The organism is Methylocaldum gracile (assembly GCF_053646815.1).
The window spans coordinates 2,196,416-2,219,906 of record NZ_CM132196.1; the positions used below are offsets into that span (position 1 = coordinate 2,196,416).

At 55.6% G+C, this 23,491-nt stretch carries 27 protein-coding genes; 15 read left to right on the forward strand and 12 right to left on the reverse strand.

Annotated elements, in window-relative coordinates; genetic code table 11:
* Nucleotides 1–35 precede the first annotated feature (35 nt).
* Complete coding sequence (gene purL, locus ACWJJK_RS09705) at nt 36–3,914, forward strand: phosphoribosylformylglycinamidine synthase (RefSeq protein ID WP_454128931.1); 3,879 nt, start codon at nt 36–38, stop codon at nt 3,912–3,914.
* Between the two features lie 75 nt (nt 3,915–3,989).
* Complete coding sequence (locus tag ACWJJK_RS09710) at nt 3,990–4,430, forward strand: Hsp20/alpha crystallin family protein (protein WP_077731346.1); 441 nt, start codon at nt 3,990–3,992, stop codon at nt 4,428–4,430.
* Nucleotides 4,431–4,656: 226 nt separating this feature from the next.
* Here the strand turns inward: ACWJJK_RS09710 and ACWJJK_RS09715 are convergent, their stop codons facing one another.
* From ACWJJK_RS09715 to ACWJJK_RS09735, 5 genes are all read right to left on the reverse strand, one after another.
* On the reverse strand, nt 4,657–5,082 hold the full coding sequence (locus ACWJJK_RS09715) for a hypothetical protein (protein WP_077731345.1): 426 nt from the start codon (nt 5,080–5,082) through the stop codon (nt 4,657–4,659).
* Nucleotides 5,079–5,234, reverse strand: coding sequence for a hypothetical protein (locus ACWJJK_RS09720; protein WP_156881766.1), 156 nt, complete (start codon nt 5,232–5,234; stop codon nt 5,079–5,081). Before ACWJJK_RS09720 ends, ACWJJK_RS09715 begins: the two co-directional genes overlap by 4 nt.
* Before the next feature lie 83 nt (nt 5,235–5,317).
* Nucleotides 5,318–5,569: a hypothetical protein gene (locus ACWJJK_RS09725; protein ID WP_077731344.1), complete on the reverse strand. Its 252-nt coding sequence runs from the start codon at nt 5,567–5,569 to the stop codon at nt 5,318–5,320.
* 84 nt (nt 5,570–5,653) lie between these two features.
* A complete protein-coding gene (locus ACWJJK_RS09730; RefSeq protein WP_077731343.1) occupies nt 5,654–5,914 on the reverse strand; it encodes a hypothetical protein in 261 nt (86 codons plus the stop codon).
* 304 nt (nt 5,915–6,218) lie between these two features.
* The gene (locus tag ACWJJK_RS09735; RefSeq protein WP_454128932.1) at nt 6,219–7,568 is read right to left on the reverse strand and encodes a GH1 family beta-glucosidase; all 1,350 of its coding nucleotides are present in this window, start codon (nt 7,566–7,568) and stop codon (nt 6,219–6,221) included.
* A gap of 255 nt (nt 7,569–7,823) precedes the next feature.
* Here ACWJJK_RS09735 and ACWJJK_RS09740 point away from each other — a divergent pair, with 255 nt between their 5' ends.
* The 9 genes from ACWJJK_RS09740 to ACWJJK_RS09780 all read left to right on the forward strand — a co-directional run bounded on the left by ACWJJK_RS09740 (nt 7,824) and on the right by ACWJJK_RS09780 (nt 13,886).
* On the forward strand, nt 7,824–8,222 hold the full coding sequence (locus ACWJJK_RS09740) for a F0F1 ATP synthase subunit epsilon (RefSeq protein WP_077731342.1): 399 nt from the start codon (nt 7,824–7,826) through the stop codon (nt 8,220–8,222).
* Nucleotide 8,223: 1 nt separating this feature from the next.
* Entirely contained in the window at nt 8,224–8,496 is a 273-nt protein-coding gene (locus ACWJJK_RS09745; protein ID WP_077731341.1) for an AtpZ/AtpI family protein, read from the forward strand.
* 2 nt (nt 8,497–8,498) lie between these two features.
* Nucleotides 8,499–9,179: a F0F1 ATP synthase subunit A gene (locus ACWJJK_RS09750; protein ID WP_077731340.1), complete on the forward strand. Its 681-nt coding sequence runs from the start codon at nt 8,499–8,501 to the stop codon at nt 9,177–9,179.
* 3 nt (nt 9,180–9,182) lie between these two features.
* Nucleotides 9,183–9,449 (forward strand): F0F1 ATP synthase subunit C, encoded by a 267-nt coding sequence (locus ACWJJK_RS09755; protein ID WP_077731339.1) that lies wholly within the window; start codon nt 9,183–9,185, stop codon nt 9,447–9,449.
* 9 nt (nt 9,450–9,458) lie between these two features.
* Complete coding sequence (locus tag ACWJJK_RS09760) at nt 9,459–10,205, forward strand: F0F1 ATP synthase subunit delta (RefSeq protein ID WP_077731338.1); 747 nt, start codon at nt 9,459–9,461, stop codon at nt 10,203–10,205.
* Nucleotides 10,180–11,667: a F0F1 ATP synthase subunit alpha gene (locus ACWJJK_RS09765; RefSeq protein ID WP_156881764.1), complete on the forward strand. Its 1,488-nt coding sequence runs from the start codon at nt 10,180–10,182 to the stop codon at nt 11,665–11,667. Before ACWJJK_RS09760 ends, ACWJJK_RS09765 begins: the two co-directional genes overlap by 26 nt.
* Nucleotides 11,668–11,671: 4 nt before the next feature.
* On the forward strand, nt 11,672–12,511 hold the full coding sequence (locus ACWJJK_RS09770) for a F0F1 ATP synthase subunit gamma (RefSeq protein ID WP_077731336.1): 840 nt from the start codon (nt 11,672–11,674) through the stop codon (nt 12,509–12,511).
* Nucleotides 12,512–12,547: 36 nt separating this feature from the next.
* Nucleotides 12,548–13,381, forward strand: a complete 834-nt coding sequence (locus ACWJJK_RS09775; RefSeq protein ID WP_156881763.1) for an SDR family oxidoreductase — start codon at nt 12,548–12,550, stop codon at nt 13,379–13,381.
* A gap of 70 nt (nt 13,382–13,451) precedes the next feature.
* Complete coding sequence (locus tag ACWJJK_RS09780; protein ID WP_086134606.1) at nt 13,452–13,886, forward strand: bis(5'-nucleosyl)-tetraphosphatase; 435 nt, start codon at nt 13,452–13,454, stop codon at nt 13,884–13,886.
* 18 nt (nt 13,887–13,904) lie between these two features.
* Here ACWJJK_RS09780 and cysG read toward each other — a convergent pair whose 3' ends face one another.
* On the reverse strand, nt 13,905–15,299 hold the full coding sequence (cysG, locus tag ACWJJK_RS09785; protein WP_156881762.1) for a siroheme synthase CysG: 1,395 nt from the start codon (nt 15,297–15,299) through the stop codon (nt 13,905–13,907).
* Between the two features lie 59 nt (nt 15,300–15,358).
* Here cysG and ACWJJK_RS09790 point away from each other — a divergent pair, with 59 nt between their 5' ends.
* Complete coding sequence (locus tag ACWJJK_RS09790) at nt 15,359–15,589, forward strand: sulfurtransferase TusA family protein (RefSeq protein WP_077731333.1); 231 nt, start codon at nt 15,359–15,361, stop codon at nt 15,587–15,589.
* Here the strand turns inward: ACWJJK_RS09790 and ACWJJK_RS09795 are convergent.
* Nucleotides 15,568–16,287, reverse strand: coding sequence for a histidinol-phosphatase (locus ACWJJK_RS09795; RefSeq protein ID WP_077731332.1), 720 nt, complete (start codon nt 16,285–16,287; stop codon nt 15,568–15,570). The genes ACWJJK_RS09790 and ACWJJK_RS09795 overlap by 22 nt on opposite strands.
* A 172-nt stretch (nt 16,288–16,459) precedes the next feature.
* Between ACWJJK_RS09795 and ACWJJK_RS09800 the strand changes: the two genes are divergently transcribed.
* The 3 genes from ACWJJK_RS09800 to ACWJJK_RS09810 are packed head-to-tail and all read left to right on the forward strand — an operon-like array spanning nt 16,460 to nt 18,656.
* The gene (locus tag ACWJJK_RS09800) at nt 16,460–16,984 is read left to right on the forward strand and encodes an RNA pyrophosphohydrolase (RefSeq protein ID WP_156881761.1); all 525 of its coding nucleotides are present in this window, start codon (nt 16,460–16,462) and stop codon (nt 16,982–16,984) included.
* A 17-nt stretch (nt 16,985–17,001) separates the two neighbouring features.
* Nucleotides 17,002–17,466, forward strand: coding sequence for a type 2 periplasmic-binding domain-containing protein (locus ACWJJK_RS09805; RefSeq protein ID WP_077731330.1), 465 nt, complete (start codon nt 17,002–17,004; stop codon nt 17,464–17,466).
* Nucleotides 17,463–18,656, forward strand: coding sequence for a porin family protein (locus ACWJJK_RS09810; RefSeq protein ID WP_205780818.1), 1,194 nt, complete (start codon nt 17,463–17,465; stop codon nt 18,654–18,656). Before ACWJJK_RS09805 ends, ACWJJK_RS09810 begins: the two co-directional genes overlap by 4 nt.
* 26 nt (nt 18,657–18,682) lie before the next feature.
* Here the strand turns inward: ACWJJK_RS09810 and cpdA are convergent, their stop codons facing one another.
* The 5 genes from cpdA to ACWJJK_RS09835 all read right to left on the reverse strand — a co-directional run bounded on the left by cpdA (nt 18,683) and on the right by ACWJJK_RS09835 (nt 23,389).
* Entirely contained in the window at nt 18,683–19,525 is an 843-nt protein-coding gene (gene cpdA / locus ACWJJK_RS09815; RefSeq protein WP_133718987.1) for a 3',5'-cyclic-AMP phosphodiesterase, read from the reverse strand.
* A gap of 144 nt (nt 19,526–19,669) precedes the next feature.
* Entirely contained in the window at nt 19,670–20,185 is a 516-nt protein-coding gene (locus ACWJJK_RS09820; protein ID WP_077731328.1) for an adenine phosphoribosyltransferase, read from the reverse strand.
* 1 nt (nt 20,186) lies between these two features.
* The gene (gene dxs, locus ACWJJK_RS09825; RefSeq protein ID WP_156881760.1) at nt 20,187–22,106 is read right to left on the reverse strand and encodes a 1-deoxy-D-xylulose-5-phosphate synthase; all 1,920 of its coding nucleotides are present in this window, start codon (nt 22,104–22,106) and stop codon (nt 20,187–20,189) included.
* A 160-nt stretch (nt 22,107–22,266) separates the two neighbouring features.
* Nucleotides 22,267–23,169: a (2E,6E)-farnesyl diphosphate synthase gene (gene ispA / locus ACWJJK_RS09830; RefSeq protein WP_077731326.1), complete on the reverse strand. Its 903-nt coding sequence runs from the start codon at nt 23,167–23,169 to the stop codon at nt 22,267–22,269.
* Nucleotides 23,159–23,389: an exodeoxyribonuclease VII small subunit gene (locus ACWJJK_RS09835; RefSeq protein ID WP_077731325.1), complete on the reverse strand. Its 231-nt coding sequence runs from the start codon at nt 23,387–23,389 to the stop codon at nt 23,159–23,161. The genes ispA and ACWJJK_RS09835 overlap by 11 nt, the downstream gene beginning before the upstream one ends.
* Nucleotides 23,390–23,491: the final 102 nt, after the last annotated feature.

Genomic DNA, 23,491 nt, shown 5'->3' on the forward strand with positions numbered 1-23,491 from the left:
AGGTGTTATCGCTGACCATAGTTAAAAGTCAGACCATGTTTGCCAAGTTTCCCGGCCCTCCCGCCCTCTCAGCATTTCGCTTGCAAAAGCTGTTGACCGATCTTCAGAGCGTCGAGCCGTCCATCATCGAAGTCTCGGCCGCTTACGTGCATTTTGCCGAGATCAAGCGCGCGTTGAATGGGTTGGAGAAACGTACCCTGGAAAGCGTATTGGCTTACGGGCCGGCGCACGATTCACGCAGCGCCGCGGGCGACTATTTTTTGGTGGTGCCGCGACTCGGCACGATCTCCCCTTGGTCCAGCAAGGCGACCGATATCGTGCGGCGTAGCAATCTGGCCGCCGTTCTGCGTGTGGAAAGGGGAATCGAATACCGCATCCGCAGCGCCAACGAAATTAAGCTCTCCAATCGAGATGCCATAAAGGCTTTGATCCATGACCGGATGACCCAAACGGTGCTCACGCGGGGACAGGAGGAACTGCTGTTCCAACACCATGCTCCGGCGCCGATGGAATATATTCCTTTGCTCGAAGAGGGGAAATGGGCGCTGATCAAGGCAAACCGCAGGCTTGGGTTGGCTTTGTCCGAGGATGAATTGGATTATTTGGTCGAAAGCTTCACGGCGCTTCGACGGAATCCGTCCGACGTCGAACTGATGATGTTTGCCCAGGCCAACTCCGAACATTGCCGGCACAAAATTTTCAACGCCAACTGGCGCATCGACGGCGAGACTCGAAGCGAAACCCTGTTCGGCATGATCAGAAACACGACCGAGCAGTCTCCGGAAGGAGTTCTATCCGCATACCGGGATAATGCCGCCGTCGTTCGGGGCAGCACCGCGAACGTGTTTCTGCGCGACACGGAAACGCTGGAATATGGTTATCGAGAGGAACCGGTACATATTCTGATGAAGGTGGAGACCCATAATCATCCGACCGCCGTTTCTCCTCATCCCGGTGCCGCGACCGGTTCCGGAGGTGAAATTCGCGATGAGGCGGCTACCGGACGGGGGTCGCAAACCAAAGCCGGACTCACCGGCTTTTCCGTATCCCACCTTCGCATCCCGGGATTCGAGCAGCCGTGGGAACGGGATCACGGCAAGCCGGACCGGATCGCCTCCGCCCTCGAAATCATGCTGCAAGGACCGATCGGCGGGGCGGCGTTCAACAATGAATTCGGCCGCCCTAACTTGTGCGGCTATTTCCGCGCATTCGAACAGCCGGCTCCGGACGGTTCAGGGCTGCATGGCTATCACAAGCCGATCATGATCGCCGGCGGAATGGGAAATATCCGGCCGCAGCATCTTGCCAAGGAAACGATCCCGCCCGGCGCGCCCATCGTGGTGCTCGGCGGCCCCGCCATGCTCATCGGTCTTGGCGGTGGCGCCGCATCTTCCGTGGCATCGGGGGAGAGCGCCGAGGATTTGGACTTCGCGTCCGTCCAGCGGGAAAACCCCGAGATGCAGCGGCGCTGCCAGGAAGTGATCAACCGCTGCACCGCGTTGGGCGAGGACAACCCAATCTTGTCCATCCACGATGTCGGCGCCGGCGGGTTGTCGAATGCAGTGCCCGAGATCATTCACGACTCGGGTCGGGGCGGGCGTTTCGAACTGCGGAACATACTCATCGACGAGCCGGGCATGTCACCGATGCAGATTTGGTGCAACGAATCGCAGGAACGATACGTGCTCGCGCTCAAACCGGAGGCAGTGGACCGATTTCGGGCCTTCTGCGAGCGCGAGCGCTGTCCCTATGCCGTGATCGGCTACGCGACGGAAGAAGAGCGCCTGGTCCTCAGCGACAGTCAATTCGGTACCCACCCGATCGATATTCCCATGGCGCTGCTATTCGGCAAGCCGCCGAAGATGCGGCGCGATGTCACGAGAAATCGTGGCGCGCAATCTCCCATTTGCCGTGATGGCATAGCAATCCGCGAGGCGGCTCGGCGAGTATTGAATTTTCCTGCCGTAGCGGATAAGCGTTTTTTGATCACGATCGGGGATCGTTCGGTCGGTGGTTTGGTGGCGCGCGATCAAATGGTCGGACCATGGCAGGTACCGGTCGCGGACGTAGCGGTGACGGTCTCGGGTTTTCGGGCGTATACCGGCGAAGCGATGGCCATGGGGGAGCGTACGCCCTTGGCGGTCATCGATGCCCCGGCATCCGGCCGCATGGCTGTCGGAGAGGCTTTGACCAATATCGCAGCCGCCAGTATCGGCTCCTTAAGCCAGGTGAAGCTTTCCGCCAACTGGATGGCGGCAGCCGGCGCGTCCGGTGAAGACGCCAAGCTGTTCGATACGGTAAAAGCTGTTGGTCTGGACCTGTGTCCCGCCTTGGGCATCGCCATTCCGGTTGGGAAAGATTCGCTGTCCATGAAAACGGTATGGCGGCAGAACGAACGCGATGTCGTCATGACGTCGCCGCTGTCGCTGATCATTTCAGCATTCGCGCCGGTCATTGACGTTCGCCGCACCTTGACGCCGGAGCTACGGCTCGACTGCGGTCCGACGCGCCTGATTCTGATCGATCTCGGCCAGGGCAGGAATCGATTGGGCGGTTCCGCCCTGGCTCAAGTCTACGGACAAATGGGGGGCGAATCCCCGGATCTCGACGATCCGGCGTTGTTCAAATCCTTTTTCGCCGCAATCCAATCCTTGAACGAGGACGGCCGGTTGCTGGCTTATCATGACCGGTCCGACGGCGGGTTGTTCGCGACGCTCTCCGAAATGGCTTTCGCGGCACGTTGCGGCCTCGAAATCGACATTTCCGATCTTGGCGAAGACGCGGTTGCTGCGCTGTTTTGCGAAGAATTGGGGGCCGTGGTGCAGGTTCGCGAGACAGACTTGAGCGCGGTCACGGAGCTGCTCGATCGGTCGGGGCTCCACGGGATCAGCCATGTTATCGGCATGCCCAATACCGACAAGCAAATCGCGTTCTGGCGGGGTGATGAGATCTTGCTGTCGCAGTCCCGCGCCGAACTGCAGCGGACTTGGGCGGAAACCAGCTATCGCATGCAGGCCTTGCGCGATAATCCGGACTGCGCACGGCAGGAATTCGAAGCCATCGTGGACGAGAACGACCCCGGCCTTAGCGCCGAGCTGAGCTTCGATCCCGACGGCGATGTCGCTGCGCCTTTTATTGCTAAAGGTCGTCCGCGCGTGGCGATACTCCGGGAACAGGGCGTGAATGGCCATGTGGAGATGGCGGCGGCGTTCGACCGCGCCGGCTTCACGGCGGTAGATGTGCATATGAGCGATATCCTGTCGGGACACGCGAGCCTTCACGATTTCGTCGGTTTGGCCGCTTGCGGTGGATTTTCTTATGGCGACGTCTTGGGCGCCGGGGGCGGTTGGGCGAAATCGATATTGCTCAATAGCCGTGGCCGCGACGAATTCCAGGCGTTCTTCGAACGGCAGGATACATTCGGTCTGGGCGTTTGCAACGGCTGCCAGATGATGTCACATCTCGCTGGGTTGATTCCCGGCGCCGTGCACTGGCCACGCTTCGTCCGCAACGAGTCGGAGCAATTCGAAGCGCGCGTCGCATTGGTGGAAGTCCAGCGGTCGCCGTCCATCTTGTTTGCCGGCATGGAAGGATCGCGCATCCCGGTTGTCGTCTCGCACGGCGAAGGGCGGGCCGAATTTCACGACGATGCGCGCAAGGCGCTCAGCCTCGGCGTAGTCTCGCTCTGTTACACGGATACTTACGGAAAAATTACCGAGGCATTTCCACATAATCCGAACGGCTCGCCGCTGGGGATTACCGGTTTGACTACCCTTGACGGTCGCTTCACCATCATGATGCCGCATCCGGAACGGTGCTTCCGTACCGTGCAGAATTCCTGGCATCCGAGGACATGGGGCGAGTACGGTCCGTGGATGCGTCTGTTTCGAAATGCAAGGGTCTGGGTCGGCTGATTCGCGAGTACTTGAAAAACCAGGTCTCACCTCCATATTGGGTTTAGAGCAGAAACTCTTCCAACAAAGGAGATCATCACGATGACTCGATATGAGCCCTGGAGTCTTTTGAATCAGCTCCAAAGAGAGTTGGAGCGTTCATTCGAAGGCGCCCGCCCCGGTACCGACACCGCGGCCACCGCGGAATGGACTCCCGCCGTGGACATCAAAGAGGAGCCGGACCGCTATATCCTCTGGGCCGATCTTCCCGGCGTAAGCTCGGACAGCATCGATATCATGATGGAGAACGGCATACTGACGCTGAAAGGCGAGCGGCAAACCGAGGCTACAGTCCGCCGCGAAGGGCTGAAACGCGTCGAGCGGGTTTATGGGTCTTTTCATCGCCGCTTCTCGCTGCCGGATACGGCCGATGCAGAAGGCATCACGGCGCGCTGCAAAAACGGTGTACTGGAAATTTCCATACCGAAGAAAGCCGCCACACAGCCGAAGAAGATCAACGTGGTCGGCGAGAGTTAAAGAGTTAAGAAGAGGAGGGCAGCGCGGTTTCCGTTTTAGAGAAAAATCGTCGCCAAGCCATCCTCGCTTTCCGCAATTCGCGCTGGAGATGAGAGCCGAGCCTCACCGTATCCGTTCGGTTCTCGAAATGATGAACCTGACGGGGACGAGTTCCCGTCAGGTGTTCCCGAGTCCTTCGTCGAGCGTCACGCAGCCTGTGTCGCTAATCATCAAATGACTCCCGATCCTATTGGGGATTTTTCGAGGCTCTTTGCCGGCTCCTCTGCGGTTTCGCTTGTGCCTTCTGCGAATCGCTCCCTCTTTGTGTAGTCCGTCTTGCCGGACTTCTCGGTTTTTCTTTTGTGGTTGCCGATGCTGCTGCAATGTTTTCGGCAACGGCCGCTCCGGTAGTTGGGACGTGCTTTTCGGTTAAATCCAAACTGCTCTCAGGCCGATCCGCGACGCGAGACAAGCGTTCGCCAAGTGCAAAAATAAAATAAACCAGTATCGAGAGTAGCAAGAGCGACAGCAGAACGGGAGGCTCGACTAGGAGAAGAAAGGCAAACGTAACGATAAAGAGACTGGTTTGGATAGGATGATCCAATATGATGGCGAGCGATTTCTGCCAGTCAATGATGCGGGTTCCAGACTCAGGTTCCTTTACGGTATTCATGTCCGCACTCCGTTGACTGAGTTAGCGGCACTGGCACCAGCGAACATGATTTCGGCGTAGCGGTGGTACGGCTCCATCATCGAGCCGTTACAAGCGGTCTTGTTGTCGCCGCACGATAGTGCGACGACCAAGCAATCGGTGATTTTTCCCATCGTCTTCTCCTCTTCAGTGAAAGAAGAACTTATTGAAGTAAGGTTAGGGTTGTTGCTCTAACTGGTGGAGCCCCAACTTTCGGTCAAGGCTGTTTTTCAGCGCTGGAGCCGGATACGAACGATTTTGCGCTGAAGAACATTGCCAGATAAACCAAGCCTGCGAGCAGCAAGAATCGGAGCAGCAGGGGCTCTCGTCCGAAGCTCAACAAAGCAAAATCCGTCACGAACAGGCTGGTCAGCAGCGGATAATTCAAAAAAACCTCTCCGTTCAGACGCTCGAAAATCGTCTTCAGGCTGACGCCTGACTTCGACCTAGGGGACGACAAATCGGACATATGTTTCTCCCGAAAATTAGCGATCCAAATACGGTTTGCATCGGGACCAACGGTGTATTCCAAAGTACTCGAATGTTATCGAGCCTACTTCTTGACGAATTCAGGGTTCTGATAAATGACCGTTGGAGTGAAGCTGGAACCCGGATACTTGGGATCTGCGTGGGTATCGGAGTGGCTATCGGCGGAAGAGTTTGAGTCTGTTTGGGCGATCAATTGGTGATCCTGATAAATCACCGAGGGTTTGAAGTGGTGCGCAGGATAACGAGAGTCCTCGTCGGAGAGGGCGCAGGGCGCCACGGTTATGAGTAGACTCGTACTCAAAACTAAGGTGCTGATTTTTCGCATGTGCAGTTCCTCCTCGAAATTTTTCTTATGTGTCAAAACTGAATGTTACCCTCAGCCGAGGGTAGTACTTCGGGTTTTGCATGGCCGCGCATTATAGCAACCAGGTGAATAGTGTGTTGCGCGCAATTGAAGATTATCTTGTAAGCACCGAATGATAACAACGTTGTTTTTAGATCGAATTACGATGCGAAAGTGTTGGTGAGCCGTTTCGATGCCTATTCGCGTCGTAGAGCGCGTTCAACCTTCGCGTCGGCGGCCACGACTGAACCGGACTCATGGTGGACATGTCTTCAAGCGGTCGCGCTCAATCCCAGATCGCTGCCCCGTTGCTCTCTATAACCTGCCGGAAAAACGATGCGCTGGCTTTGGGAGTCCTCTTCTGAGTGCGGTAATCGACATGTACTAAGCCGAACCGCTTGGAAAAACCGCAGGCCCATTCGAAATTGTCGAGCAGAGACCAGGCGAAATAGCCTTTCAAATTAGCGCCCTCCCGAATGGCTTCATGCGCCGCGCGGAGATGGGTCCGAAAATAGTCGATTCGGCGCAGGTCTTCTAGATATCCTTTCGCCGGTGCCGGATCGGCGAAAGCGGCCCCGTTTTCGGTGATATACAGCGGGATATCGCCGTAGCGCCTTGTTACCCAGAGCAGGCAGGATTTCAACCCGGCCGGAAATACCTCCCAATTCATTTCCGTATGTTCGGCGTTCGTTTGCGGTACTGGCGCGGCATAGAAAGGCGGCGAGGACGGGTCGCTGCGGACTACCGACCGGGTGTAGTAATTGATGCCGAGAAAATCGATGGGTTCCCGTATCAGCTTTAGATCGCTTTCAGGAAAACGGGGCCAATCGCGTCCGAATATATCGGAAAGTTCGTCGGGATACGCGCCGAGGAAAACGGGGTCGAGAAATTGCCGGTTCATATAGGCATGGGTTCTCGCCATGGCGGCCGCATCCTCGGGATCGTTCGAGGCGGCATACTTGGGTTCCAGGTTTACCACCAAACCGATCTGGCCTTTACCGTCTGCGCGAAAGGCTTGTACGGCTTGAGCATGACCGCGCAGCAGATTGTGAGCCGCCAGCGGCGTTTTTTCGAGCGACTTGAGACCCGGCGGATGGACGCCGTGCATGTAGCCGGCATCTACGATCACCCAGGGTTCGTTGAGCGTGGTCCAATGCCGAACCCTGTCTTCCAAGGCTTGGAACATCAGATGAGCGTAGTCGGCGAACCAATGGGCCGCGTCCCGGTTGGCCCATCCGCCGAGATCATCCAGCGCCGTCGGGAGGTCCCAGTGATGCAGCGTCACGAACGGCTCGATGCCGTTTGCGATCAGCGCTTCCGCGAGATTACGGTAGAAGTCCAAACCTTTCTCATTCGGTTTTCCGCGTCCGTTCGGCAGTACGCGGCTCCAGGCGATACTGAAGCGGTAAGCCTTGAGGCCCAGTTCCTTCATGAGCTTCACGTCGTCCGCCCAGCGCCGATAGTGGTCGCAAGCGAGGTCGCCGGTGTCCCCGTTGAGAATTGCCCCCGGTACACGGCAAAAACGATGCCAGTTGCTGGGGCCTGCGCCGTCAGCCAAAGGCGAGCCTTCGATCTGATAGGCGGAGGTGGCTGCACCCCAGATAAAATCGGCGGGAAACTGAAGGTTATCCATCATGTCTTCTCAATGAATTAGCGTTTCGGCGGCGGCTTTCTCGTTTTGGTTGCGCTCCATCCTTGAAAATAGCTGTTATTTCCCCCCGATTCGCTGCTAGGCCGCCTTATCAAAGGGTCATAGTCTAAGGATTTTACAGAAGATGAGCTTTAAGAAAGCTATGAAACAATCGCGCTCCGCGCTTTTCGCATATTTCGACCATTGTTCAGGAGCGCGTGTTTACAAAGTTTTCGGGAATATCGAAGATACCCCGGTAACATGAGCACCTTTATTCTGAACTTACAGAGTTCCGATCAGTTCGAGCGTATCGAAGACGTGGAAAGCTTCGTCGCAGAGGACGCTACCGGCAGCTTCGGGTTGCGTGCGCATCACGAGCGCTTCATGACCGCCCTTGTGTTCGGTCTCGCCCGCTACCGGTGCGAGGGCGGGCCCTGGCAGTATTTGGCGCTGCCGGGCGCCTTGGCCTACTTCGTCGATAATCAGCTTTTCATCAATACCAGGCGCTACATCCGCGATTCCGATTACAATCGCATCACCGAAGCGCTAACGGAACAACTGTTGAAAGAAGAAGAAACACTTGCGGGCCTTAAACAAAGCCTGCGCCGGTTGGAAGAGGAAATGCTGAAGCGTTTGCTGGAAATCGAGCGGGGGCGATGATATGGATGAGCAGGAAAAATTGCGCCGTTCGATCGAACGGCAGGCGAAGCGTATGGAGCAGGCCGAGCGGGACCGTTCGACGCTATTATCCCAGACGGCCTTTCTCGGCGTGTTGGCACTGCTGCTGGTCATACCCGTAATTTTGGGCGCTTATCTGGGGCGGTGGCTGGATAGCCTATCCAAGGGTTATTCCATTCATTGGACGGTCAGTCTCATCATTATCGGGGTGATTGTCGGCATTTTTAACGTGTATCTGTTCGTACGCGAGCATTGACTGTGGAGCAAGCTGAGCTCATTGCATTATTGTCGTTCGATGTCGGTCCAGTCCATATCGGCCCGACTGTAATCACCACATGGTTGTTGATGCTTTTTTTGGGCGTTTTTTCCTGGCTTGCCACCCGCAGACTGAGCGTCGATAAGCCGTCCGGGCTGCAAGCGATGCTGGAAGGCGTGATCGGCTTGATGGAGCAGGCTATTCAGGCGGTGACGCCCGCCCACGGAGTGGAACTGCTGCCGTTCATCGGCACGCTCTGGATCTATCTTGTAGTAGCCAACCTTGCCGGTTTAATTCCGGGGCTCGGTTCTCCCACGGCCAACTTGTCCCAGACGGCAGCTCTGGCGTTTTTGGTGTTTTTTTCCGTGCATTGGTACGGGGTGAAAACCAGCGGCTGGAGATATTTGCGTCATTATCTCGCGCCCACGCCGCTAATGTTGCCGTTTCACCTTTTGAGCGAGATTTCCCGAACAATCGCGCTGGCCGTGCGTTTATTCGGCAATATCATGAGTATTGAACTTGCGGTGCTTTTGGTACTGTTGGTGGCCGGTTTCTTGGCGCCCGTACCCTTGCTCTTGTTGCACATCGTGGAAGCACTCGTGCAGGCGTATATTTTCGGAATGCTGGCACTGATTTACATTGCCGGCGCGCTTCAAACACAGCAGCTACAAGAGAAGGAGTAATGCATGAGCGATATGACTTGGTTTGTCGTCTTGTCCACAGTCGGCGCGGCGCTGGCCATCGGTTTGGGCGTAGTGGCTCCGGGTATCGCGATGGGCAAGGCGATTTCCCAAGCGCTCGAGGCACTGGCACGACAGCCGGAGGCGGAGAAAGCGATTACCCGCACGCTATTTATCGGGCTTGCCATGATCGAATCTTTGGCTATCTACGTGCTGGTCGTGGTATTGATCATTTTGTTCCGCAACCCGCTGCTGGAATATTTACTGAGATAAGGCCGTCTAATGAGCTTCGATTGGACGACCTTCGTACTGGAATTCGTCAATTTCATCGTTCTGGTATGGATACTTCGACGTTTTCTCTATCGCCCCGTCAGAGATGTCATCCAAGCCCGTCAACGGAAGATAGAGGAGCAGCTGAGACTTGCGGATCAGGCGCGTCTGGAGGCGCTGGCGGCCAAGGAGGCCTGCGAGCGGAACATCGCGAATTGGGAAAAGGAAAAGGACTTGGCGAGAAGCGAATTGGAGAAAGAGATCGCTGCGGAACGCCAGCGTCTTTTGGAGAAGCTCGCAGAGGAGCAATCGGATCGGCGCGCGAAAGAGCAAGCTCAAGAAGAACGGGAGCGACAAGAGTGGATGCGGACGACGGAGCAGCAGGCGCTCGAGTTGGGTAGTCGATTTGCAGTGAAGCTTCTGGAACGCTTGGCTTCGGCGGAATTGGAAACAAGGCTCATATCCATGGCTTTGAGCGATCTTAGGAAACTGCCGAAAGCGGAGCTCGAAAAATTAAGGGCGGCGATGGCGAACGATGCTCTCGAGGTATCGAGCGCATATCCGCTGGACCCGGATCGACAAATGGCTTTAGCGGAAGCGATCGGACAAACCGCCGGAACCGGGGTCAAACCGATCTTCAAAGAGGATCCCTCATTGTTGGCGGGGGTTCGTATACATGCCGGTTCCTGGATCTTATCCGCCAATCTCCGTGACGAGCTGAAATTCTTCCAAGATGTCTCTACCCGCCACGCTGCGTAACGGCTTGTTACTCGCACGTTTGACCGAGGAAGTCGACCGCTACCGATTCGGTCTGCGCCTCGAAGAATACGGGCGGGTGCTCTCGGTCGGCGACGGCATCGCCTGGATCAGCGGTTTGCCGTCCGCTGCGATGGATGAGCTTTTGTTGTTCGAGGACGGCAGCCGCGGTTTGGTTTTTCATCTCGGCAATCAGCGGCTGGGCGCGATTCTGCTGGAACAAACGGTCCGCCTGGCCTCAGGGTCGCCGGTCTATCTCACGGGGCAGCGCCTATCTCTGAGAGTCGGCGACGGCCTGGTCGGCAGGGTAATCGATCCTTTGGGGAAACCTCTGGATGGTCAGCCGGCCCCGGAGCTTAATCTATGCCGGGAGCTCGATGTTTCTTCACCGCCGATCATCGCGAGAGATTTCGTCGATCGGCCGCTTTATACGGGCACCAAGATTATCGATGCCATGATTCCCCTGGGACGCGGACAGCGGCAATTGATCATCGGCGATAACGGAGTCGGAAAAACGTCACTCGCGCTGGACGTCGTGCTCAACCAGCGCGATCAGGACGTATTGTGCGTTTACGTGCTTATTGGCCAGAAGCGGTCCGATGCCATCAGCGCCATCGATTTGTTGCGGCGCTACGGTGCGCTGGCCTACACCACGGTGGTTGTGGCGGAGGCCAGCGATTCCCCGGGGTTGAAATACCTGGCACCGTTTGCCGGCTGTGCCGTGGCCGAACATTGGATGTGGCACGGCCGGGACACTTTGGTTGTTTATGACGATCTTTCCACCCATGCGCGTGCCTACCGCGAGCTGTCCTTGCTGCTGCGCCGACCGCCCGGCCGGGAAGCGTATCCGGGCGATATTTTCTTTCTGCACTCGCGCTTGTTGGAGCGCTCGACCTGTCTTGCACCGACCCATGGCGGGGGCAGCATGACCGCCTTGCCTATCGTCGAAACCGAGCAGGGGGAAATTGCCGCTTACATCCCGACCAATCTGATCTCGATCACGGATGGCCAGATTTATCTGGATCGTCGCTTATTCGGCAGCGGATTTCTTCCGGCCATCGATATCACCCGGTCGGTTTCCCGCATCGGAGGACGTGCGCAGCATCCGCGCATCAAGGAAGAGGCTGCGCGCATGAAACTCGACTATCTACAGTTTCTGGAACTCGAGACGTTCACGCGGTTCGGGTCCAAGCTCGAGGCATCCATGGAAGAGAAAATTCGGCGCGGGCAGGTGCTGCGCGAGGTTTTGAAGCAAGAGCGGTTGGTACCGTTATCGCCGGAGTTCCAGCTGGCTTGGATGATGGCGTATAACACGGGGCGACTCGACAATCCGGATTCAGTTTCGGTTCGACAAAAACTGGAGGACTTGGCAAATGGGTTGCAGCGCTTTCCCATCGATTTGTCGGCCAGCCGGGAAGAGTGGCATCAATGGCTGGATCGTCGCCTGAGCGGATCGGGTAATTGAACGGATGAGTCGGCGAGCGGAAATCGAACACCGTTTACGGCGGCTGGACGAGATCTCGGACATTATGACCGCCATGAAAACGCTGGCGTTGATCGAGACTCGCAAGTTCAATCGGTTCATGGGGCATCAGCGGCGTTTGATCCAGAGTATCGAGGCCGCTAGCTCGGATTTCCTGGCTTTTCATCCGGCCTTTCGGAGCGGCGTCAGGCAAAGGGAAGGCGAGTCGCATGTGCTTATTCTGATCGGATCGGAACGCGGGTTTTGTGGCGATTTCAATGAGGCGATTATGGCTGCCTTGGCCGCATTGCCGCCGATTCGGCCGAGGTTGGTGGTGGTTGGGCGGCGGCTTGCGAGCAAGCTGCAAGCTCACCGCGACCTTGAAGCGTGGCTGGATGGACCCAATGTTGCCGAGGAAGTGCGCGCGGTCCTGAACGAGTTGATGACGACGTTACATCGGCTGTGGGCGGAGTCGGCGCAGTGGAAGCGATTGAGCGTTCTTTCCCACGACTCCGAAGGCGGCGTCGCTTCCCATGTTCTTTTGCCGATAATGCCGGCCGAAGAACCGGTATTCGCTTATCCGCCACGGCTAAATCTCGATCCGGCCCTGTTTTTTGCCGAATTGACCGAGCATTACCTGTTCGCCAAGCTCCCGGGCTTGTTCTACGCCTCGCTGATGGCGGAGAACCGTCAGCGCTTGGAGCATATGGAAAACGCCTTGCGCCGGATGGACACCAAAATCCAGGATCTTCGCCGCAAGAGCAACGCGCTGCGCCAGGAAGAGATCGTCGAGGAAATCGAAATTATTTTACTGAGCGCCGAATCGCTGCTAAGCAATCAGATCTGAAAAAAGCTTCGGTTTTCCATAACCGTTTTTGTCACGATGCACAATAACAAAACGATTTTGATTACTGGCTGTTCCTCCGGTATTGGGCTGTGCGCCGCCCGAGGACTGCGGCAACGCGGTTACCGAGTGTTTGCCACCGCCCGGAAGGAAAGCGACGTGAAACAATTGTGCGCCGAAGGCTTCGAAGCGTTCCGGCTCGATCTTGCGGATTCCCGTTCCATCGGGTTAGCCTTGGAGCAGGTGCTACGGAGTACGGGCGGCTATCTGTATGCGTTGTTCAACAACGGCGCCTACGGCCAGCCGGGTGCGGTTGAGGACTTGAGCCGCGAGGCGCTGCGAGAGCAATTCGAAACCAATCTGTTCGGGACGCACGAACTGACCGCGCTGGTGTTGCCGGTGATGCGGAAGCAGGGATACGGGCGCATCATCCAGAACAGCTCCGTGCTCGGTTTCGCCGCCATGGCGTACCGGGGCGCCTACAACTCGAGCAAGTATGCTTTGGAGGGACTATCGGATACGCTGCGCTTGGAGCTGGCAGGCACCGGGATTTTCGTTTCCCTGGTCGAACCCGGACCGATTGTGAGCCGATTTCGGGACAACGCTCTGGCCATGTACAAGAAAAACATCGACAGCACGAGGAGCGTTCATCGTGAGAAATACTTGGCCATGGAGTCGCGGTTGGTCAAGGAAGGGCCTGCCGTGCCGTTTACCCTCGGACCCGAAGCCGTACTCAAAGCCGTCATCCACGCGCTTGAAGCAAAAAGACCGAAAGCCCGTTATTACGTCACGTTTCCCACTTATTTGTTCGGATTTCTGAAAAGAATTTTGCCGGATCGATCGCTCGACTGGGTGTTGCGGCGAGCAGGTTGAATCCGCCGTCGGCGCAGGCCGGGCGTGAGTCCAACTACCGTTTTCGTTTCCTTGTCGGAGTAGCTTGCTCATGATGAAAACCTATATTTTGTCGGCGGGTGTCGTAATCGTGCGCATCTATCCCGCAGAGCCGCGTTATCTGTTGCTCCGCGCGTTCCAATATTGGGATTTCCCGAAAGGCGTGGTGGAAGAGGGCGAAGACCCTTTGGCCGCGGCGCAGCGCGAAGTATTCGAGGAAACGGCCTTGACAGAACTGAACTTCCGCTGGGGCAAGGGTTATCTGGAAACACCGCCTTACGGTGCCGGCAAGATCGCTCGATACTATCTGGCCGAATCTCCCGGCGGAGAGGTGCATTTACCCGTCAATCCGCTGCTGGGCAAGCCGGAGCACGACGAATTTCGATGGGTGACATTCGAAGAAGCGGATAAGCTGCTCGGGCCACGTCTCAGGCCGATTTTGAACTGGGCCGATTGGCTCGTCACGCGCGAAAGGCAGGACGGCTAATCATTTTTGGGCTAAACATTACGGTCGGAACCAGGCGAGTTTCTCCCGTAACCTGACGACGCTTCCGATGATGAGCAGCGTCGGGGCCTTGACGCCGGAGCGACTCACGATTTCCGGCAAGGTTTTCAAGGTTCCGGTAAAAACCGACTGATGCTGAGTGGTCCCTTGTTGGATGAGAGCGGCAGGAAGATCGGCCGGACACCCATGTTGAATCAAACGCGAGCAAATCTCCGGCAATCCTTGAAGACCCATGTAAAAGACCAGCGTCTGTCCTGGTCGGGACAACTGGTTCCACTCGATGTCGATGAGTCGGCCGTCTTTCATATGGCCGGTCAGGAAAGTACAGGATTGGGCGTGATCGCGATGGGTCAGCGGTATACCCGCATAGGCGGCGCAGCCGGAAGCGGCCGTAATTCCCGGGGTTACTTGGAATGGTACCCCTTCGTTCATCAGGGTTTCGATTTCCTCTCCACCGCGTCCGAAAATGAACGGATCTCCGCCTTTGAGACGGACGACCCGTTTGCCCGCTTTTGCGAGATCGGTTAGAAGCCTATTGATTTCGGCCTGAGGGAGCGTGTGCCGGTTGCGCTGTTTGCCCGCGTAAATCTTTTCGGCGTCGCGCCGGACAAGCTGAAGAATTTCGGGGGAAACGAGGCGATCGTAAACCACTACGTCGGCTTCCTGCATCAGGCGCAGCGCCCGGATGGTTAATAAATCCGGGTCGCCCGGTCCGGCACCGACCAAGTAGACCATACCGGAATGCGCGCTTTCGTTGCCTGAAGTCTCGGCTGTAATGGCTTGTTCCAGGTGTTCGGTCGCTTGTTCGTCCCTTCCGGCGAAAACCAGTTCGGCGATCGGGCCGGAGAGAACGTTCTCCCAAAACCTGCGGCGTATTTGCGGATCCTTGATCGCTTGCTTGACACGGGTCCGGAAATCAGCTGCGATCCTGGCCAAGCGGCCGTAGGCCGGCGGTATCAGCGATTCGATTCGCATTCGGAGAATCCGAGCCAGGACGGGCGAGGTGCCACCCGAGGACACCGCGGCAATGATCGGGGAGCGGTCGATAATAGCCGGGAAGATAAACGTGCAGAGAGAAGGTTGGTCGACGACGTTTACGAGGATATTGTGTGCGCTAGCCGCCTCGGCGACCTGTGCGTTGAGAATGGCATCGTCGGTCGCCGCCACGATTAGCTTAAAGCCGCGTACGTCCTGAGATTGGAATACTTTCTGAATTAGAGTTACGCATTCGGAGTCCCGCAGTTTTAGCACCAAATCGTGAAATGTTGGAGCCAACACGCTGACTTGCCCGCCGGCTTGAAGCAGAGTTTCGGCCTTGCGGGCGGCGACCGGCCCGCCTCCCACAATCAGACAAGGTTCATTCTTAAGGTTGAGAAATATGGGCAAATAATCCATGTCGTGTGGTTTTGCTAAAATGGCCCGGTTCTCACGGGCTTTCGAACGGGTATCGGTGAATGGTGCAAGTCGATTTTGAAATAGACACCTCAGGATTGATGTGTCCTCTGCCGCTCTTACGATTAAAAAAAGCTTTGCAGTCGATGGAAACCGGTCAGGTAATCCGAGTCCTGGCCACCGATCCGGCCTCTGTTCTGGACTTTGGAGTTTTTCTGGAGCAGGCTGGACATCAAATGTTGGACCAGAGGGAGGAAACCGGCGTTTTCTTTTACTTGATCCGCAAGGCTTGATGCGTTCTTTTCAGTCGCCTGGCATGGTCTTCCGGACAGGAACCGTTGCGGAGACTTATAACCGGCCAGCTGTTCCGGGCGGCAAATGTCTCAAGCTTCTCATCAGGATCCACGGCAACGGGGAAGCCTACGAGCGAAAGCAGCGGCAGATCGTTGTGTGAGTCGCTGTAAAACCAGCTATTCGCCAGGTCGTGATCGTTCTCCCCTAACCATTCTTTCAAACGTTGCACCTTGCCTTCACGAAAACACGGAGTGCCCACGAATCGGCCGGTGTAATGGCCGTTCTCGAGTTCCGGTGTCGTAGCGATGAGATGTTCGACGCCGTAAAGCCGGGCAATCGGCTCGGTCACGAAGCGATTGGTAGCGGTGATAATGATCGGGACATCGCCCGCGCGGCGGTGTTTTTCAATGAGTGCCGTGGCAGCCGGCAATAATATCGGTCTGATTTTCTCTTCAATAAAGGCGGCACGCCATCCGTGCAGAGCATCAAGCTGATTGTCGGCCAAAGGGCTTAAGGCGAACTCCAGAAACTCGACGATATCGAGCGTACCGTTCTTGTAATCCTCGTAAAACCGGGCATTGGCCTCTTCGTAATGCTTTCGGTCCACGATTCCCTTCTCGACCAGAAATTGCCCCCACAGATAGTCGCTATCGCCACCTAAAAGGGTGTTATCAAGGTCAAATATTGCCAGACTCACGCGTTTCCTTTAAATTCGATTCGAATGCTTGCGCAGAAAGTAAAAAGCTAAAAAGGATCAACTGAGTGCTGCAAAGCCGTAAGCAAGTCTCAACGGCGACGCTCGGATATCGGTCAGATCCAGCAGGCTGGGATTATATCACCGAGGACAGTAGTAGGATTTAACTCTAACCATGATCGACGCGGATGGTTATCGCCTAAACGTGGGTATCGTTTTGTGTAATAACGATGGCCGTGTGTTCTGGGCAAGGCGGGTCGGCATGCGTTCCTGGCAGTTTCCCCAAGGCGGTATAAAATTAAATGAAGCGCCGGAAGCTGCAATGTACAGAGAATTGTATGAGGAAGTCGGGCTGAAGAAGCACGATGTGCAACTCATCGGACGAACCGGAGATTGGTTGCGTTACGATCTTCCTGAACGTTATATCCGAAAACATTCATTTCCGCTTTGCATAGGGCAGAAGCAGCTCTGGTATATCCTGCGGTTGTCCAGCGAGGAGTCCAAGATTCGCTTGGATTGTAGCGAAAGACCGGAATTTGACGCGTGGTGTTGGGTTGATTATTGGTACCCGGTGAGTGATGTAGTGTATTTCAAACGACAAGTCTATCGTCAAGCATTAACGGAACTGGGAAATTATCTGACGCCTGGAACAGTTTCAACCAGTCCTGCTGATTCGTTGGCCGCTGGCCGAAAAACCTAGCGCCGCGAAAACCGATTTTGAACTTCCCGCTTTTGGAGTCTACGCGCTATTTTCCGTTTGTCGCGCGTTTCATTACGCTAGCCATTTTTCTATTCACTTCCAAAACGGCGGCTTCACAAGCCGTAGTTGTACACCCGAATGCTCCCGTTTCCGAAATCAGCCAACAGGAGGCTAGGGCATTATTCACAATGTCACAGCGTTCATGGCGGGACGGAACTCCTGTAGTCGTGTTCGTACTGCCGGACAGCAGCCCAATCCACAAAGAGTTTTGCAAGAAACATCTAGGAATGTTTGCACACCAGCTCAGACAAACCTGGGATCGCAAAGTGTTTTCCGGTACCGGACAAGCCCCCGAAACTGTATCAACTGTCGAGGAAATGCGCACGTTGATTTCGAAGACACCCGGAGCAATTGGCTACCTACCCGATGCGGAAATCGACCGCAGTGTACGCTCGATTACCATTCGTGAAGTCACCCAATGACAAGTTTATTCCGTCCCAAGAAGGTCCGGTTTACGGTCGTTTCGCTAATTTTTTGTAGCTGCCATAACGCGTTTGCCGATTGGAAAGATACTTTCCAATACCACGGCTTTATTAGCCAAAACTTTGTTTTGACCTCCGAAAATAATTTTTACGGAGACAGTAAAGACGGAAGTTTGGACTTTACCGAGGCTGGGTTTAACGTCTCATTGCGTCCATTGAGCCGCTTGGGTTTGGCGGCCCAAGTGTTATACCGCCGCGCCGGAGAGTTGGAAGATGAAGAGGTGCGGTTGGATTACGGCGTACTTGATTTTACGGCTTTCGAAACTGCAGAGATCCGCGCTGGACTGCGTTTGGGGCGGGTAAAAAACCCGCTTGGATTATATAACGAGACTCGTGACGTAGCTTTTACTCGTCCTTCCATCTTTTTGCCGCAGAGTATTTATTTCGACCGTACTCGCAACTTTGCACTTTCGTCGGACGGAGGCCAAGCATACGGTGAGTATGAAAGTCCTATCGGCGCATTTTCATTACGGATGAATGTCGGAGTGCCGACGGTCGACAAGTCTCTGGAGGCATCGATGCTTGGCAGGAATAGGCCAGGTGAATTCAACGGAAATCTATCTTATCTCGGTCAGCTTCTCTACGAATACCAGAGCGGTCTCATTCGTCTCGCATTTACCGCTGCCTCGGCACGTGCGGGCTACGACTCGGGCCAAAACGATTTTTTTTCCAATGGGGATGTTCGGTTTCAGCCGTATGTCTTTTCGGCACAGTACAATGGCGAGCGTCTATCGTTAACTGGTGAATATGCATTACGCAATACCCGCCTGAAACATTTTGGCCCATTGCTTCCGAACACGGCTGCGACGGGAGAAAGTTACTATGTTCAAGGCACATATCGCCTCACCGACGAAATCGAGATGATGGTTCGTTATGATGTACTTTATCAAGATATCAACGATCGTTACGGCGAAAAGTACGAACAGCGAACCGGTAGGCCAGGCTCCAGTCGCTTCGCTAAGGATTGGACGGTCGGTCTGCGTTGGGACATTACCCCAAACTGGATGGCGCGGGCGGAGTATCATCGTGTACACGGCACCGGCTGGCTTGCGGACACGGAGAATCCGGATCCACAAAAACTCGACCCGGACTGGGATTTATTCGCGCTGGAACTTTCCTTTCGCTTTTAGCAGTTCAATGCAAACCAGTAATGCCGTCAATATCCTTTTGACGTGAACTCCAGACCTGCCGGCATCTCAGCGAGCCGCTCCACGCCGGTATCTATCGTTCCGTCGGCGTAAAGCTCAATCCATCGGTAGCCTGGAGGAGCCCGGTCGACGGCAAAATCCGGACTTAGGGGTTTGAACTGAAAGCACGTTGAAGGGGAGGCGAGTAGACGCAGCCGTCCGTATACCTCGTCCATCGCTTGATGTACGTGGCCGAATACGACGACTCGAGCGTGAGGGTATTTCTGAGTTATCGTCAAAAACTCGTCCGCATTTTCCAGCACCATGGTATCCATCCACAGGCTGCCGCTGGGGATAGGGTGATGGTGAAGCGCGATAAGGGCATAACGGTCGGAGTGTTCGGTCAGCGAAATTTCGAGTAAGCGAAGCTGTTCATCTGACAAGCGCCCGTTAGGTTTGCCGCTGATGGTGCTGTCCAGACAAATGATCTGCCATTTGTCCAGGAGTATCTGCGGGCTGACATGAACATTCTCGGACGGCAAAAGTTCTGACATGAGCCGAGGATCGTCATGATTACCCGGAAGGCAGTAGCAGTGGACATCCAAGGCGGTAAGCCGTTGTTTAAGCCGTTGATAACTTGAAACACACGGGTCCTGAACCAGGTCGCCCGTCAGGAGAGCCAGATCCGGTCGCCAAGGGGTCTGGTTGGCGCGTTCGACAACAGCCGCAAAACTCAGCTCGGTTTCCACCCCAAGCAATGTTTGGCCTTGTTCGGCAAGAAAGTGAAAGTCGGTGATGTGGAGGATACGCGCGACCACCGTTTTTCGGCTTGACGGCGCATCCGTGCTCCCGATGTGCCCGGCGCTGCTCATCTGAATCTCGGCCGCTTGGGCACGCCGTTGGGTACGGACGCAGGCACTATTTTCACTGATAAGAATGAAGCCACGGCATTGTCGGACAGAAGAAATGCGCCGTACGAAGTATGCTCACCGGTTAATGACAGCGTTGTTGCGCAATTAATAGTGTAAGAGTGAATGGACGGAGTATCGTTCCAATTTATCCCGTCCTTTCAGCTCATCGAGCTCCACGACAAACGCGCAACCGACGATTTCCGCGCCCAAAGACTCGACCAGCTCGCAGCTGGCTTTAGCCGTGCCACCGGTAGCCAACAGATCGTCTACCAAGAGAACCTTGTCTTCGGGACCCAACGCATCGATATGCACCTCGAGCGCAGCGGATCCATATTCGAGGTCGTAACTAATGGTTTGCACGTCATAAGGGAGTTTTCCGGGTTTTCGAAGAGGGATGAACCCTACGCCCAACTCCCAGGCGACCAACGAGCCAAAAATAAAGCCGCGCGCTTCCATGCCGGCGACCGCAGTGATTTCCCGGCCGAGGTATGGGTGCAACAAATGGTGCACCGCCAACCTCAATGTGACCGGATCCTTGACTAGAGGCGTGATGTCCTTGAAGAGAATGCCCGGCTTTGGAAAATCCGGAATATCCCGGATGGCCGCTTTGAGCTTTTCCATATCATAGGCCTCGCGTGGCCACCGTAACACGGGGCGAAGCCGGCTTCAGGGCATCGAGGTTTCCCACGTACTGCTCGATGGTTTCCGTGATGCCATCGGAATCCAGGCCGCAAAGCGTCAGTAATTCTTCGCGACTGCCCTGATCGAGAAATTGGTCCGGCAGACCGACATTGAGTACGGGAACATAACATTGGCGAGATTGCAGTAGTTCATTGACGCCGCTGCCGGCCCCTCCGGCGATGGCGTTGTCTTCGACCGTCACGAATATTTCATGAGTCTTCGCCAATTCCAGAATCAGCGCTTCGTCCAGCGGTTTCACGAAACGCATGTTAACCACGGTAGCGTCAATCCTTTCTCCGGCTTCGATCGAGGGGGCGAGCAAAGTCCCGAACGCGAGTATCGCGATCCTTTTGCCGCGACGCCGGATTTCACCTTTACCTATCGGAAGAGCGGTCATCTCAGCGACAACCGAAACGCCGGGACCTTTGCCTCGGGGATAACGGACAGCAGCGGGACCATTATGCTGGAATCCGGTGAAAAGCATCTGCCGGCACTCGTTTTCGTCGGCCGGCGCCATGATCACCATATTCGGAATGCAGCGCATGAAGCTTATGTCGAAACTTCCGGCGTGAGTCGGTCCATCGGGGCCAACCAGCCCGGCGCGATCGATGGCGAACAGGACAGGCAAATTCTGAAGCGCTACGTCGTGTATGAGTTGATCATAGGCACGCTGCAAGAAGGTCGAATAAATCGCGACCACGGGCTTGTAACCTTCGCAGGCCTGGCCGGCTGCCAAGGTTACTGCGTGTTGCTCGGCGATTCCGACATCGAAATAACGGTCCGGAAACCGAGTCGAGAATTCCACGAGCCCGGAGCCCTCCCGCATGGCAGGCGTGATACCGAGCAGGCGATTATCCCTTGCAGCTATGTCGCACAGCCATTGTCCGAATACTTCGGTGAAGCTCGGGCTTCCCGGTTTGGACTTCGGCAGATGATCTTTGCTGAGATCGAAGGAGGAAACACCGTGGTAAGCGACCGGGTCTTTCTCGGCCGGTAAATACCCTTTGCCCTTCTTGGTGACGACGTGTAAAAACCGGGGACCGGGCAAATCCCGCAAATTACGCAAGGTCGGAATCAACGTATCGAGATTATGGCCATCGACCGGTCCGATATAGTTGAAACCCAATTCTTCGAACAAGGTCCCAGGGGCGACCATGCCTTTGACGTGCTCTTCGGCGCGGCGCGCGAGCTCCCATACGCTGGGCATGCTTCGCATCAGAATCTGCTTGCTGCCCTGCCGCACCGTCGAATAGAACTTGCTGGAGAGAAGTCTTGCCAGATAATTATTGAGCGCTCCAACATTGGGCGATATGGACATCTCGTTGTCGTTGAGGACGACGAGTAGATTGGCGTCTAGCACGCCGGCATGGTTAAGCGCTTCGAACGCCATGCCGCCCGTCAAGCCGCCATCGCCGATGATAGCAACGGCATGAGTGTCGCGCTTACGAAGCGACGCGGCAATCGCCATTCCGAGCGCCGCGCTGATCGATGTGCTCGAGTGACCGACGCCGAAACAGTCGTAAGGGCTTTCATCCCGATTCGGAAATGCGGAGAGTCCGTTCTTCTTGCGAATGGAAAGCAACCTTTCGCGGCGGCCGGTCAAGATCTTGTGGGGATAAGCCTGGTGGCCCACATCCCAAACCAGCTTGTCTTCAGGAGTGTCGAAGACATAGTGCAACGCGATGGTGAGTTCGACAGCACCCAATCCGGCTGCCAAATGACCGCCCGACTGACTTACGCTATCCAGCAAAAAAGCGCGCAGTTCCTCAGCGAGTTGAGGTAATTGATCTTCGGGTAGGGCGCGTAAGTCCGCGGGACTGCCGACGGTTTGTAGGAGAGGGTATTCGTTGGCTTTATTCATTGATGTTGTGAGGCTTCAAACCAGGCTTATTCGCGGGTAAAAGATGATCCTGAATCAGGCATGAGCCGACCAATTATGAAACTCGAAGTTTTAGCTTTCAAGGATAGTTTGTTCTGCGGATGCCGTTTCAAGGAAGCGATATAGCTTTCGCCGTAAGGGCTTAGGCGCGCCGTTCGATAATGAAAAGCGACAGCGCACGCAGGATTTCGCCCTCGGCACCAAGACCGGATAACGTGTCCAAAGCCTCTTCATGCAGCTCGCGCGCCTTTTGCTTCGCGCCCGCCAATCCCAAAAGTGCGGGGTAATTGGGCTTGTTATTGTCCCGGTCTTTGCCTTGGGTCTTGCCCAAAGTCTGGGTATCGCTTTCTTCATCCAAGACGTCGTCCTGAATTTGGAATGCCAGGCCGATGCACTTGGCGTAATGGTCCAGTTTTTCGGCGATGTCACCATCGAGCGACGGATTCGCCAGAGTCGCCAGTTTGACGCTGGCGCGAATCAGGGCTCCCGTCTTTCGAATGTGCATATTCTCCAAGCTCGGCAGATCCAGAGTTTTTCCAACCGAATCGAGGTCTATGGCTTGACCGCCGACCATGCCGAACGATCCGCTCGCCGTTGCTAAGGTCTCGATCATCGCAAGCCGGCTACCGGCAGGCACCGCAATGGACGGATCGTGGGACAGAACGTGAAAAGCCAGCGCTTGCAGGGCATCTCCTGCCAGGATCGCCGTTGCTTCATCGAATGCGATGTGGCAGGTCGGTTTGCCGCGCCTCAGATCGTCATCGTCCATGGCGGGCAAATCGTCGTGGATCAGCGAATAGACGTGGATGAATTCCACGGCGCAGGCGGGGCCATCGAGGCATTCCCAGGGAACGCCGACGGCTTGCCCGGTCGCATACGTCAACAAAGGACGCAGTCTTTTTCCGCCTCCCAAGACGGAATAGCGCATCGCTTGATGCAAACGCTCGGGCATTCGGCTTGCCGCCGGCAGCCTGAGATCCAAGGCCGATTCTGCCCGTGCCTGGCAGATCTGCATGAAGTGATTCAAATCGGTTTCAAGATTCATCGGCAAAGGGCTTTAAGGTAGGTTCTCCGTTTTCTTCCAGCAAAATCTGGACCTTTTGTTCAGCTTCTTTCAAAGCTTTTTGGCAGAAACGGGTCAATTGAACCCCGCGCTCGAACAGCTTTAGCGATTCCTCCAAGGGAAGGCTGCCTTGTTCCATACGCTCGATCAATTGCTCCAGTTCGGCCAGGGCCTCTTCGAAATTCAGGTTCTTTTTGGCCATATCGGCGTATCCGACGGACGATTCCAACGCTTCGATTGAGAGCGAACGGCCATTATCTCAGATGTTGGAACTTGATAAAAATAGTCGGATTTTCGTTCTATC